Origin of the sequence: Sphaerisporangium sp. NPDC005288 (genome assembly GCF_040607475.1) — a bacterium.
GTDB classification, from domain to species: Bacteria; Actinomycetota; Actinomycetes; order Streptosporangiales; family Streptosporangiaceae; genus Sphaerisporangium; species Sphaerisporangium rhizosphaerae.
In genome coordinates this window covers 22,320-37,576 of the sequence record NZ_JBEXGT010000029.1, presented here as the reverse complement: position 1 = coordinate 37,576, position 15,257 = coordinate 22,320, and the positions used below count along the sequence as shown (strand labels likewise).

The 15,257-nt window shown below is 71.6% G+C and carries 11 protein-coding genes; 6 read left to right on the top strand and 5 right to left on the bottom strand.

Annotated elements, in window-relative coordinates:
- Positions 1-699: 699 nt before the first annotated feature.
- The 5 genes from ABZU32_RS25530 (at position 700) to ABZU32_RS25510 (ending at position 6,045) form a co-directional block, all read left to right on the top strand.
- On the top strand, positions 700-1,518 hold the full coding sequence (locus ABZU32_RS25530) for a helix-turn-helix transcriptional regulator (protein ID WP_354925842.1): 819 nt from the start codon (positions 700-702) through the stop codon (positions 1,516-1,518).
- The gene (locus ABZU32_RS25525; RefSeq protein WP_354843696.1) at positions 1,509-1,775 is read left to right on the top strand and encodes a DUF397 domain-containing protein; all 267 of its coding nucleotides are present in this window, start codon (positions 1,509-1,511) and stop codon (positions 1,773-1,775) included. Before ABZU32_RS25530 ends, ABZU32_RS25525 begins: the two co-directional genes overlap by 10 nt.
- A 125-nt stretch (positions 1,776-1,900) precedes the next feature.
- A complete protein-coding gene (locus ABZU32_RS25520; RefSeq protein ID WP_354925839.1) occupies positions 1,901-2,320 on the top strand; it encodes a GNAT family N-acetyltransferase in 420 nt (139 codons plus the stop codon).
- A gap of 192 nt (positions 2,321-2,512) precedes the next feature.
- Positions 2,513-5,551, top strand: a complete 3,039-nt coding sequence (locus tag ABZU32_RS25515) for a hypothetical protein (RefSeq protein ID WP_354925836.1) — start codon at positions 2,513-2,515, stop codon at positions 5,549-5,551.
- Between the two features lie 320 nt (positions 5,552-5,871).
- Positions 5,872-6,045, top strand: a complete 174-nt coding sequence (locus tag ABZU32_RS25510; protein ID WP_354843705.1) for a hypothetical protein — start codon at positions 5,872-5,874, stop codon at positions 6,043-6,045.
- Between the two features lie 82 nt (positions 6,046-6,127).
- On the opposite strand, the gene ABZU32_RS25505 is transcribed toward ABZU32_RS25510, so the two are convergent.
- The 5 genes from ABZU32_RS25505 to ABZU32_RS25485 all read right to left on the bottom strand — a co-directional run bounded on the left by ABZU32_RS25505 (position 6,128) and on the right by ABZU32_RS25485 (position 12,835).
- Positions 6,128-6,505 (bottom strand): ATP-binding protein, encoded by a 378-nt coding sequence (locus tag ABZU32_RS25505; RefSeq protein ID WP_354925833.1) that lies wholly within the window; start codon positions 6,503-6,505, stop codon positions 6,128-6,130.
- 267 nt (positions 6,506-6,772) lie between these two features.
- Complete coding sequence (locus tag ABZU32_RS25500; RefSeq protein WP_354925830.1) at positions 6,773-8,764, bottom strand: cytochrome c oxidase assembly protein; 1,992 nt, start codon at positions 8,762-8,764, stop codon at positions 6,773-6,775.
- A complete protein-coding gene (locus ABZU32_RS25495; RefSeq protein WP_354925827.1) occupies positions 8,761-9,375 on the bottom strand; it encodes a copper resistance CopC family protein in 615 nt (204 codons plus the stop codon). The genes ABZU32_RS25500 and ABZU32_RS25495 overlap by 4 nt, the downstream gene beginning before the upstream one ends.
- Before the next feature lie 246 nt (positions 9,376-9,621).
- On the bottom strand, positions 9,622-10,917 hold the full coding sequence (locus ABZU32_RS25490) for a helix-turn-helix transcriptional regulator (RefSeq protein WP_354925825.1): 1,296 nt from the start codon (positions 10,915-10,917) through the stop codon (positions 9,622-9,624).
- Positions 10,918-11,143: 226 nt separating this feature from the next.
- The gene (locus ABZU32_RS25485; protein ID WP_354925822.1) at positions 11,144-12,835 is read right to left on the bottom strand and encodes a helix-turn-helix domain-containing protein; all 1,692 of its coding nucleotides are present in this window, start codon (positions 12,833-12,835) and stop codon (positions 11,144-11,146) included.
- A 115-nt stretch (positions 12,836-12,950) separates the two neighbouring features.
- On the opposite strand from ABZU32_RS25485, the gene ABZU32_RS25480 reads away from it, so the two are divergent.
- Complete coding sequence (locus ABZU32_RS25480; protein WP_354925820.1) at positions 12,951-15,206, top strand: molybdopterin cofactor-binding domain-containing protein; 2,256 nt, start codon at positions 12,951-12,953, stop codon at positions 15,204-15,206.
- Positions 15,207-15,257 lie beyond the last annotated feature (51 nt).

The following is a 15,257-nucleotide window of genomic DNA, read 5'->3' as shown; positions in this document are numbered from 1 at the left end:
GATCGTTTCGCTCCCAAACCCACCCAAAGAACACGGACAACCGTGGCTCACAAGCCCACGACCTCGGTCGATACCATTTCGTTATATGCGTCCCACTGGAACATGAGAAACCCTCCGAAACGACGCCGAGACGCGGCACTGACTGCGGAACGAGCGGACGGAGTCAAGAACGGCGGCGCGGCGCACGGGTTCGCGGGGAGTGGAGCGGTCCCCGGGGGCGAACCCGCCCCATCCACTCGCCCACCCGAACGCGCGTCCGCGCCCCGGCGAATCGCGGGACGCGGGCCGGTTCGGCGTTTCCGCGCCACGCGCACATCACGTGTGCCGAATTGGTGTGCCATAGCCCAGCGACGCGGCCCCATTAGCGCGGCAGATCAGGACACCGCCCGATTCTTCACACCGCGATGGCACCGGACGGCCCGGGGAGAACAGCGGCCAGAGCTCATCCCACGGACGACCGGAAAAGGGCTGCCCGGATCGTATGGATATGACCGTTCCAGCGCCCAGCCCGCATGCCGCTTTTCCGGCACGTCGAGATGCGACGGCGCCGACCATAACGATTCTGTCTTCTCGTGATACTCCAGATCCATTACCTTGGGTATCCGATTAACTACACACCGGAACCACGGTCTTCGTGGAACGGCGGTCACCCCCCATGTCACCACTCCCGAAATGGAATAGATGTTTCAAATGCCACATATGACGAAAATCAACCCCGGGGAATCCGCGCGCGCCCGCTTCGCCTACGAGCTTCAGCGCCACCGGATACTCGCCGGGCTCACCCAAGGACAGCTCGGCCGGCGCGTGGGCTTCTCCGGCAGCCTCGTCGGCGCGGTGGAGAACCTCAAGCGCACCCCTAGCGAGGACTTCGCCAAGCGCTGTGACCAGGCATTCGGCCTGGAGGGGGACTTCGAGGCCCTCTACCTGGAGGGCTGGCCACCGCCGCCTCCGGTCGCCGATCATTTCCGCGATTTCACCTTCGAGGAGCGGCGGGCGACCGCGATCCAGACCTGGGACCCACTGCTCGTTCCGGGGATCTTCCAGACCGAGCCATATGCGCGGCGCATCTTCTGCCGCGCGCCCGACAGCACACCCGAAATAGTGGAGGAGCGAGTGGCCGGCAGGATGCAACGCAAGAGCATCTTGTCCCAGGAAAACCCGCCGTTGATCCTCAGTTTGATGGACGAAGGCGTCCTGCGCCGTCCCATCGGCGGTAAGGAGGTGATGCGCGATCAGATGCTGCACCTTCTGGAAATTGCGGAGCACCCGCGGGTGACGATCCAGATCGTTCCGTTCGACGCCGAGGCCATCCCCGGACTTCTTGCCGGATTCGTTATAGCCGAACAGCGCGGCACGCCTTATACGGTATATGTGGATTCGGTGCCCGACGGACGCACGATGACCGATCGAAACGCGATCGCGTCGCTGACCGCTCGTTACGACGCCATCAGGGCGGAGGCCTTCCCTCAGTCGCTGTCGCTCAAAGTAATCAAGGAAGCGGTAGACAAATGGACCTGAGCCACGCGTTATGGCGCAAATCATCTCGGTCTGGTGACAACGGCGGCCATTGCGTCGAGGTGGCGAGCAACCTGGCCGGCGAGGACGCCATCGCCGTGCGTGACTCCAAGAACCCCGACGGCCCCGCCCTCGTCGTCGCCTCCGGCGAATGGTCCACGTTCGTGAACACCCTCAAGGCCGGCCGCGTCGTGCTCGGGCCCATCATGGCCGCGGCCCCGGCGACCACCGCCTTCCGGCGGGCGCCGGGCCGCACGTAAACGACTGTTCAGCGGCGCCGGCGGCGACGACAATGAGCCGATGAGCATCCGTATGGCCGCCCTCGACGAGCTTTCCCTCCTGCAGGACATCGAGCGCCGCCGGGCGATCCTTCCTCGACCTGGGCATGACGAAGGTCGCCGACGACGAGCCCTTCCCCATCGACGTCCTGGCCGGCTACCAGCGCGCGGGACGCGCGTGGGTGAAGACCGACGCCGGTGACCGGCCGGTCGCCTACCTCCTCGCCGACGTGATCGACGGCAACCTCCACCTGGAACAGGTCTCGGTGCATCCCGCGTCGGCCCGCAGGGGCATGGGACGCTCGCTCATCGACCACGCCGCCGCCTACGCCACGGCCGAGGGCCTGCCGGCGCTCACGCTGATCACCTTCACCCGCGTGCCGTGGAACGCCCCCTATTACGAGCGGTGCGGGTTCTGGTCACTGGACGACGCCGAGTTGACCCCGGGCCTGCGCGACCTGCGCCGGCGCGAGCGGGCGCTCGGCCTGGACCGCTGGCCCCGGGTGTGCATGCGACGCGACCTCTGACCGCCCGCACCCCGCCGACCTCGACACCGGCCGCGAGCCCGGACGCCGGGCGCCACGAGCCCACGGCCCATCTGTGGACGTGAGCTTCGACCGCCGCAGGCGCCGGAAGCCTATGCTGGAATCCGACCCCTCCCCACCGCACGACCAGCCGAAAGCGAGCGCGTCAGCCCCTGCCGATCGGGAGTGAACCCAGTGCCCCCTGCACCCCCGCCCTCCCCGGATCCGGACGACCCGGCCACCGCGGCGCCCGGCTCCCCGTCCGGGAACCGCACCGGGAACCAGACGGGAACGGTCCCGCGTCACGACCCCGACGAGAGCTACCGCAGGCGCAACGAGGGCGTCCGCGAGTTCCTGCGCGTCTTCGACCAGATGCGCGTGCGTCCCACCTGGCGCGGCGGCGACGTGCCGCTGCCCGTGGTGTGGGTCACCGGGCAGTACGCGGCGACGTCGGCGGCGGTCCAGGCGCTGGAGGCCCGGTGCGACGGCACACCGTTCGCCCACCTCGCGCCCTCCACCGAACAGGAGGAGGGCGCGCCGGCCGGGGAGCGCCCCGCTCCGCCGTACGCCGCGCTCGCCGCGCGGCTGCGCCAGGTGACGCGCGACCTCGCGGCCGTCGCCCCACCCGGCGAGGCGCACCTGCGGTTCCCGCTGTTCGCGCAGGTGCTGTGGATGCTCGACCTGCAGGTTCCCGAGGACGAGCCCGACCGCCTGCACGACGGGGTGAAAAGGGCCGTGCGGCAGCGGCGCAGGCAGATCAGCGCGGGCACCGGGCAGGACCGGCGCAACTTCTGGGCGAACGTCCGCGCCTACGCGGAGGGCCCGCTGCCGGCCTGGGCCGCCGCCACGGCCATCTTGAGCGCCGGATGGGCCGACCAGCTGACCACGCTCTTCGGCGTGTGCGCGATCCTCGCCGGCCCGGTGATCGGATCGTTCCACGTCCTGCTGCTGTCGCGTAACTGGGCCGGGCGGCGCCGCTACCGGTGGTTCCGCCGCCAGCCGTTCCTCATGCCCGGCCAGCGCCGCAACCAGCCGCACGACGTCACCACCTTCGCCGTCCGCCTGCTGCAGTTCCGCCGCCGGGCCGAGTCGGTTCCGCTCGGCGACCCGGGCGCCGCCCGCCCCACCGTCCCGCCGCGCGGCATCCCCCCGGTCGCCTCGCTTCCTCCGGTGAGCGCCGTTCCCGACGATCCGCCGGCGCCGTCCGTGACCGGCCCGCAGGCGTGGGCCCGGCAGGCCGAGCCGGGCGAGGACCGCAAGAGGCTGGAGGCCGTCCAGGCGAACGAGGGCATTGAGCGCCTGCTGGTGAACGCGTTCCTGGAGGATCTGCGGCAGGGGTACGAGCGCCGCCTGTGGAAGGTGTGGCGGCGGGTCGCCTGGGCGCGCACGTCCTACCCGGTGCTGCTGGCCGAGGGAGACGGCAGCCGCCTTGTCGCCCGCATCGAGGAGGTGCGCGCGATCACCTGCCTGCCGGACCCGCTGCTGGTGGTCGTGACCGGTCCCGGCGACCAGCGGATTCTGCCCCCGGCGCGGCCCGGCGGCGACGACGTGCCGATCATGACGGGCCGGCCCGAGCTCACCGAGGAACTGTGGGAGCAGTGGGGGAAGGAGCTGGCCAGAGACCGCGCCCTGGGCTCGCACCGCGTGTTGCGCATCGAGGTCGAACCCAAGGACGCGCCGATCCTGGAGAAGATCAACGTCCCGGTCCGCGGGCGGCGGCGCCCGCTGCTGGCGCACCCGATCCTGCCGTGGGTCACCGTGACGGCCCTGGTCGCGTTGTCGCTGGTCCGCGTCCTGGCCACGGCGACGAGCAACTGCGGCCCCGGCATCTGGCGCGCCGGGACGGGTGAGTGCGTGGGCATCAGCGACGGGGGCTTCGTCTTCGCCCCGCATCTGGCGGCCGTGCTCGGCCGCATCGACCAGCAGAACCGCTCCGTCCTGGCCTCGGGCAACCCCTACGCGACCGTGATCTACTTCGGGAAGCTGACCACCCCGGGGAAGGCGGTCGCCGCGGCCGACGACGCGCTCACCGACATCCACGGCGAGCTGGCCGGCATCGCCCTGGAGCAGGGCAGGCTGATCGGCAACAGCGGCGACGGCAGCAAGCTGCAGATGCGGGTGCTCGTCGCCAACGCCGGCGCCGACTTCCGGTACGCCCAGGACGTCGCCCGGCAGGTGCTGCGCGAGATCGACCGCGATCCGAGCGTGATCGGCGTGGTGGGCCTGGGCGAGAGCCGGCAGGAGGTCCAGGCCGCGATCCAGATCCTCGGCCGCAAGGCCGTGCCGGTGATCAGCACCACCTCCACCTACGACGACCTCGGGCGGCGCGGCGACGGGGAGTCCTTCATCCCTTCCTTCTTCCCGCTGGCCCCGCCCAACAGCCTGCTGGCCGCCGCGGCGGCGCGGTGGGCGCGCGCGGGCATCCCCCAGCGCGGCGTCCCGCCCGCCCGCACGGCGGCCGTGTTCACCGACACCATGCTCAGCGACCTGTTCACCAAGGACCTCGGCGCCAGGTTCGTCCGCGACTTCGGCAAGGGGGCGACCTCGATCGGCTACTCCAACGCGGCCGCGCTGGAGGAGAAGGTCACGCAGGTGTGCGCCCGGCCGGCCAAGCCGGAGCTGGTGTACTACGCCGGTCGCACCGCGCAGTTCGGCGCCTTCGTCGACGCGATCGCCAAGTCGCAGTGCCACCGGCTCACGGTGATGGCCAACGACGACATCACGCAGTACGTCAACGACTACGCCACCGCGCTGGGACGCAACAACCGGGTGCGGGTCATGTACGTGGCGCTGGCCGCCGAGAGCGCGTGGGCGAACGTCCCCACCGAGTTCAGGAGCGACTTCTACCACCAGCTGAGCACGCTGATCACTGAGCTGCACATGGACAAGCTCCCCAGCACCCGGCTGCCGTCCAAGGAGTACGCCGTGCAGGCGCATGACGCGGCGGACGTGCTCATCGGGGCGGCGCAGGTGGCGTTCTCCGGCCAGGGCGGCCCGGCGGCCGCGGCCGGCGCGCCGGGCATAGTCGACCGGGCCGGCGTGCTGCTGGCGCTGGAGAAGCTCCAGGAGATCGACGGCGACAGCGGGCTGATCAAGCTGCACGGCGCCTCCGACGGCCGGCACGCCCTGGACCGGCCGATCCTGCTGGTCACCGTCGACCCCGACGGCGCGCAGGTCGTGGTCCGCCAGTGCGGGCGCCTCTACGCCCAGCAGAACTCCACCTCCCTCTGCTGAGGCCCCTGCGTCCCTCCGCCGCGCGACCCTCGTGACCGCCGTGATCATCCCAGCCGACCGTGGGCCGAACCGCACGACCGCGACACACCGCACGACCCAGGACACGACCGGAGACGCACCACACGACCGGGGCGGAACCGCGCGAGCGCCGACGGTTCACACGATCGGAGGGCCCGGCGAACGATCGGAGGGCCGGCCGGGTTATCGGAGGGCCGGTCGAACGATCGGTGGATGTTCCGCGTATCTCCGGTCAGCCGCGGACATCGGCGCCGGCGATCGATGCGGTGCCGCGGAGATCACCGGCACGGAAGGAGACGTGGATGGCGGACGCGCGCGGGACACGTGGTCACACCCCTGCTCTGAGCCTCCTGGCCCTCATCGGCGCGCTGGCCGGCGTCGTGTTCGCCGCGAAGGCGGGCCCGGTGGAGGCCGTGGAGCTGCGACTCGACATCTCGCACTCCACCGGCGCCTCCGGCCCCGTCACTGCCCCCTGACCACTGCCCCCTGACCACTGCCCCCTGACCACAGCCCCTCCCCCGTCGTGGCCCCCTCACCACGACCCCAAGGCCCGGTGGGTCAGATGTGGCCGCTGACGGTGGTGCCCTCGCCGACGACGCTGTTGACCGCCAGTGTGCCGCCCACCTCGCTGAAGCGCCGCTTCATCATGTCCATGCCGCGGCCGGTGCGTCCCGGCGGGAAGCCGATGCCGTTGTCGCTGATCGTGAGCCGCAGCCCACCGCTCCCCGTGGTGAGGGCGACGGAGAGCGTGTGGGCCCCGCTGTGCATCTCGACGTTGGCGAGCGCCTCCAGCACGACGGCGTAGACGGCGTCGGCGACCGGTCCGGTGACCCTGTCTTTGGGCATGGCCCATACCTCGACGGTGATTCCCGTGCGCTCCGACCATTCCGTCAGATAGTCCTCGATCGCCCGCGCCAGACTTCGCTTTCCGCGCATGCGCAACTCTTCGTACAACTCCCCCAACCCTTCTGGGCCGCGCGCCGCTCCGGGCTACGTGATCCCGGCCCCACCGCGTCACCGCCGATGGGACGGCGGTGCGCTACCGGCGCGTGCTTGAAGAGCGGTCGAGAAAATCGCTCGGAGTGAAGGCGAGACCACCCCGGGAGGCAGGTATGCCGCTATCCCGCCCAAGGTGGTTATGCCCGAACTCCTTGATGCCACGCTACCCGCAGGTAGGTCGCGGCGCGTCGCGGTGGAGAGCGGTCATTCGCGGCCGCCGGGCTGGTTGAGCCGGGAGAGGTAGGCGTTGTAGGCGTCGAGCTCGGCGTCGCCGGTGCCGCCCTCCTTGGCGGCGCGCGCGTCCGCGCGGCGGTCGGCCCGCCGGGCCGTGCGCTGGTCGTCGCGGTACCACTGGAAGGCCAGGGCGATGAGCACGATGAGCGTGGGGATCTCGCCGAAGGCCCAGGCGATGGCCCCGCCCGTGCTCTGGTCGGCGACGCCGGAGGCACCCCAGGTGCGGCCGAGCTGGTCGTACCACTCGCCCGCCAGAGGGGCGCCCATGTTCATGAGCGCGATGCCGAAGAAGGCGTGGAAGGGCATGGTGACGAACAGCAGCAGGAGCCGCCCGACATAGGGGAGCTTGGTCGGCGCCGGGTCGATGCCGATGATCACCCAGAAGAACAGGGTGCCGCTGAGCAGGAAGTGAACGGTCATCGCGATGTGCCCGAGGTGCTCCTCCATGGCCGCGGCGAACAGCGGCGTGAAGTACAGGGCGTAGGTGGACACGATGAACAGGGCCGTGGCGATGGCCGGATGGGTGACCACCTTGACGAACCTGCTGTGCAGGATGGTGGTGATCCACTCGCGCGGGCCGCGGTCGCCGCGCCGGGCGGCGGGCTTGAGCGCGCGCAGGGCCAGGGTGACGGGGGCGCCGAGCACCAGGAAGATCGGCACGAGCATCGACAGGACCATGTGCTCGGTCATGTGCACGCTGAACAGCACGGGGGCGTAGCGCGCCACGCCGCTCTGGGTGACGAAAACGAGCAGCAGCACGCCGATGGCCCAGCTGATCGTGCGGCCCACGGGCCAGTGGTCTCCGCGGCGGGCCAGCCGGACGGCGCCCGCCCCGTACAGGCCGGCCAGCAGGGCGGCGACCACCGCGAAGAACAGGTCGAACCACCACAGCGTGAGGAGGTTGGCCACGGAGATCGGCGGCGGGACGAGGTAGCCCAGGAGCTCGAAGGCGCGGTCGACGGGCAGGTCGAGCGGGGGCGGGGCCGTGCGGGAGAGCGCGACGGCCAGGCCGACGGCGACCAGCATGATGAGGCCCTCGACGCCGGCGAGCCGGGTGAAGGCGCCGGGCCGCCCGGCGGCGAGCGCCGACAGCGTGCGGCCGCGGTGCCACCAGCCGATCACGCCGAGCGCGGCGAAGGCGGCGATCTTGGCCATGATGATCAGGCCATAGGAGGAGGTGAACAGGTCGCCCACCGAGGTGAGCCTGCTCAGCGCGCTGAACAGCCCGGACACGCCCACGCCGATGAAGCACCACAGGGCCGCGCGGGAGAAGCGCTGGGCGGCCAGGTCGAGGTGGGGGCCGCGCCGCAAGGCGTGCACGCAGAGCAGCAGCAGGCCGCCCACCCACGGAGCCAGCACCAGCAGGTGCAGCGCGACGCTCGTCGTGGCCAGGCCGTGGTTGGGCGCCGAGGCGGAGTGGCCGGTGAGGGCGGGCGGCATCAGCGTGGCCAGGGACAGCACCAGCAGCCCCCCCGCGGAGCCGGCGGTGATGGCGCCCCGCGCGAACAGGGCGATGGCCGTGCCGAACAGCACGACGAGGGTGAGGGCGATGCCCTGGGGGACCTGGCTGGCGAAGCTGGTCAGCTCGTCACCGCCGAGGACGTCGCCGACCGGGGTGCCCAGGGTCTCGGAGAGGCTGAAGACCAGGGTGGAGGCCGCGGCGACCGCCCACAGCAGGCCCGTCCACGAGGCGGCCCTGACGTAGGTGAGGGCGGAGGCGCCCAGCAGGCCCTTGTCGCTCGGGAGCAGCGCGGCGGCGAAGAGCAGCAGCCCCACGCTGAGGACGCCCGCGGTGTCCATGGCGAGCTTGGACACCGGCAGCGCCCAGCGGGTCAGCAGGCCCTCGTCGGGCAGGCCGGGGATCACGCGCGGGGTGGCCGCGCCCCCCACGACCATGGCGACGGCCAGGGCGCCGACCGCCAGGCACGTCCCCGCGACCGCGAGGCGAAGGGTCTTGCTCACGACTTCTTCCGCAGGGTGAGGGCCATGCCGATGCCGATGCCGGCCAGACCGAAGATGACGATCCACACCCAGGTGGCGATGCCGCCGCCCTGGCCCCCGGTGTCGGACACCGGCGTGGCGGCCGGATCGGCCGCCGCTCCCTCGCCCGGGGAGGCGGAGGTCGCGGGCGCCGGCAGGACGCTCGTCGAGGGAGAGGCGGAGGGCGTGCTCGACGCAGAGGACGCCGACGGCGACGCGGCGGCCTCCGGCGCCTTCACCGTGAAGGGGATCTCACCCTCGATGGGGTGGCCGTCGTCGGAGACCACCCGCCAGGCGATGGTGTACTTCCCGGAGGGCAGCGGGCCGGCGACCTTCTGGGTCACCGTCGGGCCGTCGGCTTTGGGCTTTCCGTCGTGGTGCTCCTGGCCCGCGGCATCGCGGACGAGCACCACGGGCAGGCGCACGGACTCGGTGAAGGTCAGCTTGACCGAGTCGAGGCTCTTGACCGTGGCCCCCTTTTCGGGGTTGCTGCTCTTGAGCGCCGTGTGGGCCAGGGCGGGCGCGGCGAACGCCGTGCCCAGGACGGCGGCGACCAGGATCGCCAGCGCGGCGGCGAGCGGGGAAGTCCTCATAGCACCCTAAGGCTACTCACGTGGCGGGCCGGTCCTCACCGCACGTCTCCGCCTGTGGAAAACCCCGACGAGATGACCGCCCGCCCGCCGTCCGCCCTGACACGAACCTCACCGGTCCCCCGCCCTCCGGCCACGTCGGCGTTCCCGCGAATCGTCATCCGCCGGGCACGCCGGCGCCCTCGGACCGGGTGGTCCGAGGGCGCGGAAGCGGGTGCCGCCGGCGCGCGGAAGCGCGGAGGCGGCCGGTCAGAGGCCGACGCTGGCGAGGGCGCGCTGGTAGGCGGCGACGCTGGCTTCTTCCCGGTCGTCGAGACGCTCCAGCACCGTGGCGGTGGCCAGCCAGCCCTCGGCCGCCTTGCGCGAGGCGGGCGAGTGCTCCAGAGACTCCTCCACGGCGAGCAGCTCGACGGTCGCCTCCGCCGTCTCCTCCTGCAGCAGCAGAGCGTGGGCCAGCGTGAGGCGGGCCTCGTCCAGCAGCGCCGGGGTGCGCTCGCCCAGCATGTCCCTGCCCCGGCGGGCGTACTCGACGGCCTTGGCGGCGTTGCCGAGCACCAGCTCGGCCTTGGCCAGGTAGATCGAGACCACGGCCAGGTCGACGGTGCTCGCCGAGGTCGACATCAGCTCGCGCTCGCCACGCAGCATCAGGTCACGGCAGGCGGCGGCCTCCGCGGGACGCGTGCGCAGCATCAGGATGGCGTACTCGACGCGGAGCCTGGCCAGGTTGCGCGCCTCGCCGGTCTCCGACTGCACGGCCAGAGCCCGCTCGACCAAAGAGAGCGCCTCGTCGCCACGGCCGGTCTTCTCGGCGACGATGGCGGCGTTCCAGCACGCGGCGACGGTGGAGCGGGGGGTGTTGAGCATCTCGGCGGCGGCCAGCAGCTCCATCGAGAACTGCCGGGCGCGCAGCAGGTCGCCTCGCACGTCGTAGACGCTGAGCAGGGTCGCGCCCAGCTCGACCAGGGCGTCGTTCCAGGTGGGCCGGCCGGCGCCGAGCAGGGTGTCCTCGCCGACCTGCACCGCCGCGGCGAGGTCGCCGCGCTCGCGGTAGCAGCGGGTCAGGGCGACCGCGATCGCCACGGCCTGGTCGGAGGGCATCGAGTCGCCGGAGGACCTGCGCAGCCGCAGCAGCACCTCGATCGCCTCGTCGAGGTCGCCGCACGCCTCGCTGGCCAGCGCGTAGCCGTACTCGGCCTGCTGGAGCAGCGAGCGCAGCCCGGTGAGGCTGCCGTCCTCGAGGAGCTCGGCGTAACGCCGCCTGGCCTCGGCGACCTCGCCGTTGTTGAGCGCCAGGCCGGCGTAGCCCAGGCGAAGCTCGAGATCCTGCATCTGTTCGGCCGTGACGCCGTTGATCAGGTACGTTAGGGAGCATTCGAGCTTGGCGGCCAGCAGTTCCAGAACGGCCGCGGTGGGCGTACGCTTTCCACTCTCGATCAGTGATACATAACTGTCCGAGAGTTCCGGATGTGCCAATTGCGCCTGGGAAAGACCGCGCTGGCGGCGGGTCATTCTGATTCGCTGACCAATAAGATCTTGACCGCTCACCGGCACCCCTTCAAGATGTAAGCCCCGACAATCCCCGACCGACAGGAGTCAGCCATGCGTCGCCGCCGCCTCGCACTTCTCACCCTGGCCGTAGCTTTTTCGGCCGTCTTCGGTGTTACCGGCAATGGTACGGACATTAACATGTCCCCCGCCGCCCAGAACTCGCGTGCGGACTTGTACTGCTGCTGATTCACCATTCGGTCTTCCTGAACCGCTGACTCGATATTCAGTTCGCACGTAGCGCAAGGAAAAGGTCCACCCGGTCCGCCATGGAACCGAGATCACGTCCGGTGAGCTCCTCGACCCTCCGGATGCGATACCGCACCGTGTTCACATGCACGTGCAGACGTTCGGCACAGTTGTTCCACGAGCCGGCGCACTCGAGGAAGACGTCCAGCGTACGGACCAACTCCGACCGGTGCCGCCGATCGTACGCGAAGAGCGGCACGAGGATGCGGTCGGAGAAGGACCTGCGGACTTCTGCGGGCACGGTGGCGAGCAACAAGGCGTGCGTGTAGATCTCGTCACTGGTCACCACCCCTCCACCCCGCGCCTCCGCCAGACGCCGCGCGTGACCAGCCTCCTCGGCACCGCCCCGGATGCCCGTGGCACCGGTGAGCCAGGCGCTGACGCCTATGGCCACCTGCGCTCTCGGCATCCCGGCCGAGAGGGCCGTCACACGTTCCCTTATCGCGTGTACCAATGCTTGCACATGAGACTGCATTTGCCCATGCACTTGCGCCCGCACTTGCGGATGAATGTGCATCGATTCGGCAGCGGACCTGACACGAGGTCCGCGGTCCCGGTCGATTTGTGTGCTCAGGCCCAGGTCAGAGGCGATCTCCCCTGCCGAATCGGCTGTCATGGCCCGCGCTTCGGCCCCCATGATCCGCAGCGGCACGAGGGCGACGGCCCCGTCCGCTCCCCGCGCGGCGACGATCCGCCGGTCGAGCAACTCCTCCAGAACCTGGCCGCCGAGCGTGGCGGCGTCGGGTCCGTCGGTGGCTCCGGGCCTGACGACGGCCGCCGTCACCACCGCGTAAGGCTCCTCGGGTCCGATGCCGCAGGTGCGCAGGCGGGCCGCCAGCTCCGGCCCGCTCCCCGACCCGGTGATGGCCAGCCCGATCAGCTCCTCGGCCAGCCGCCGCTCCACCCTGCGGCCCTCCTCGGTGCGGCCGCGCTGCAGCGCGACGCAGGCCGCGAGCTCGAAGCCGGTGTCGGCGTGGTCGAGCAGGTCCGAGCCGAGGACCAGCGCCCAGCCGGCCGCCCGGTGCGACCGGTCGACGGCGAACAGCGTGAACGGCCCTCGCGGAGTGCGCACCAGGTGGGGCAGGCGCGGCGCGGACAGGTACTCGCGGGCGAGTAAGGCCGGCAGATCCTCCTCCAGTCGTCCCGCGACCACCGCGCCGCTCGCCGAGACGACCGCGCCGGTGATGCCGAGTTCCTGGGCGATCACCGTGAAAAGCTCGTCCAGCCCGGTGCCCTCGGCGACGGCCGCGACGATGCGGCGGTGCCGGCCGAGCGCCCCCCGCAGGTCGGCGGCGCCGCCGATGCCCAGGCGCGCCTCGACGACCTCGCTCAACGCGCGGAAGGACACCTCCTCCGGCACGTCCAGCAGCGGGAGGTCGTGCTCCCGGCACGCCTCGACCAGGTCGCCGGGCACGTGGCCGAGCAGCGCCCGTCCCGCGGCCAGCGCGGCCACTCCGGCCTTCGCCAGGGCCCCGACGAACCGCGCGGAGTCCCCTGGGCCGCGATGCCAGGTCAACCCGGTGAGCACGAGTTCTCCCCCGGACAGGTAACGTCCGGGTTCGGGCAGGTCGGTGATGTGCGCGCCGGTGAACCGCCGGTCCAGGTGGCTCTGGTCCGACAGCAGGGTGAGGCGCAGCCCGTCCACCGCGATGAGATCACGTATACGCACTTATCAAGGCTAACCACTCGATTTGGATGAACCTCCAACTCATCGCCCGACCGGCCCCCGGCGTTTCACACCCGCGCCTATTGGCGCCCCTGAGCTGGGCTGATGTACTGCCGGTGTGACCCAGACCGCGCGCGGGCGCAGCCTCGGCGAAGGCGTCGGCACCGGCGCCATCCGGCCGGACGGCATCCTGAAGGTGACCGGGGAGTTCGCCTACTCCTCCGATCTGTACCTCGCGGACATGCTGTGGGGCGCCACGCTGCGCAGCCCGCACCCCTCGGCGTGGATCCGCTCCGTCGACGTCGGCCCCGCGCTCGCGATGCCCGGCGTGCACGCCGTGCTCACCCACGAGGACGTCCCGGGCGAGCGCTTCTACGGCCTGGAGCACAAGGATCAGCCGGTGCTGGCCATCGACCAGGTGCGCTACCAGGGCGAACCGGTCGCCATCGTGGCCGCCGACCACCCGGAGGCCGCGCGGCGGGCGGCGGCCGCCATCGTCGTCGTGTACGAGCCGCGCGAGGCCGTCACCGACGCGCGCCGCGCCCTGTTCGACCCCGCCTGCCCGCACGTGCTGCCGGGCGGCAACGTGGTACGCCACCAGCCCGTCCGCGTGGGGAGCGTCCCGCCGTCCGCGGAGGTCGTCGTCACCGGCGAGTACGAGGTCGGCATGCAGGACCAGGCGTTCCTCGGCCCCGAGTCGGGGATGGCCGTCCCGGCCGAGGACGGCGGCGTCGACCTGTTCGTCGCCACGCAGTGGCTGCACGTCGACCAGGACCAGATCGCCCCCTGCCTCGCCCTGCCCAAGGACAAGGTGCGGCTGACGCTGGCGGGGGTCGGCGGCGCGTTCGGCGCCCGCGAGGACCTGTCGATGCAGATCCACGCGAGCATGCTCGCCCTGCGCACCGGCCGGCCGGTCAAGATCGTCTACGGCCGCGAGGAGTCGTTCTTCGGCCACGTCCACCGGCATCCCGCCCGCATGCGGTACGAGCACGGCGCCACCCGCGAGGGCAGGCTCGTCTACGTCAAGGCCGAGATCGTGCTGGACGGCGGGGCGTACTGCTCCTCCTCCCTCGCCGTCGTCGGCAACGCGGCCTCGCTCGGCGTCGGGCCGTACGAGGTGCCCAACATCGCGATCGACGCCTACGGCGCCTACACCAACAACCCGCCCTGCGGGGCGATGCGCGGCTTCGGCGCGGTGCAGGCCTGCTACGCCTACGAGTCGCAGATGGACCGGCTCGCCGAGGCGTGCGGGCTCGACCCGGTGGAGATCCGCCTGCTCAACGCGGTGTCGCAGGGGTCGCGCCTGGCCACCGGCCAGGTGATCGACTCTCCGGCGCCACTGGCCGGCATGCTGCGCGAACTGGCCGCCATGCCGCTGCCCGGTGCGGCGCGCTCGTCCGATCTGCGGTCCATGCCGGGCGGGGTCGCCCAGACGACGCACGGCGAGGGCGTGCGGCGCGGGATCGGGTACGGGGTCGGCATCAAGAACATCTGCTTCTCCGAGGGCTTCGACGACTACAGCACGGCCCGCGTCCGGGTCGAACTGCTCGGGGACGAGCCGCACGTGCTCGTCCACACCGCCGCGGCCGAGGTCGGGCAGGGCCTGGTCACCGTGCAGGCCCAGATCGCCCGCACCGAGCTCGTCGAGTTCCCCGAGCTGGGCGCCGGGCGGGTGACGGTCGCCCCGGCCGACACGACGGTCGGCTCGGCCGGGTCCAGCTCGGCCTCACGGCAGTCCTACGTCACCGGAGGCGCGGTCAAGGCCGCGTGCGAGGCGGTGCGCGAGCGCCTGAACGCGCTGCTCGCCGAGCGCCCCGGCCTCGCGCTCGCCGACCTGCTGCGGGAGCACGGCCCGGTCGAGGAGACCCGCGAGTACCGCCACCGGCCGACCCGCCCCATGGACCCGCTCACCGGGCAGGGCGACTCCCACACCCAGCTCGCCCTGTGCGTCCACCGGGCGGTCGTGGACGTGGACGTGGACCTCGGCCTGGTCAAGGTGGTCGAGCTGGCCGCCGTCCAGGACGTCGGAAAAATGATCAACCCGACGGCGCTCGAGGGGCAGATCCACGGAGGGTCGGCGCAGGGGCTCGGGCTGGCGCTCATGGAGGAGATCCAGGTGCGGGACGGACGGGTGCTCAACCCGTCGTTCACCGACTACCTGATCCCCACCATCCTCGACATGCCGCCCATGAAACTGTCGATCTTGGAGAATCCGGACCCGGCGGCGCCCTACGGCCTGCGCGGGGCGGGCGAGCCGCCCACGCTGTCCTCGACCCCCGCCATCGTCGCCGCCGTCCGCGCCGCCACGGGCCTGCCCCTGTCGCGGGTGCCCATCCGCCCCGAGGACATCGCCCTGTCCCCCGCCACCCCGTGATCGGCCCCGCCGGAGGGACACGCCCGCCGCCCGGCGGCTACGGCCGGACAC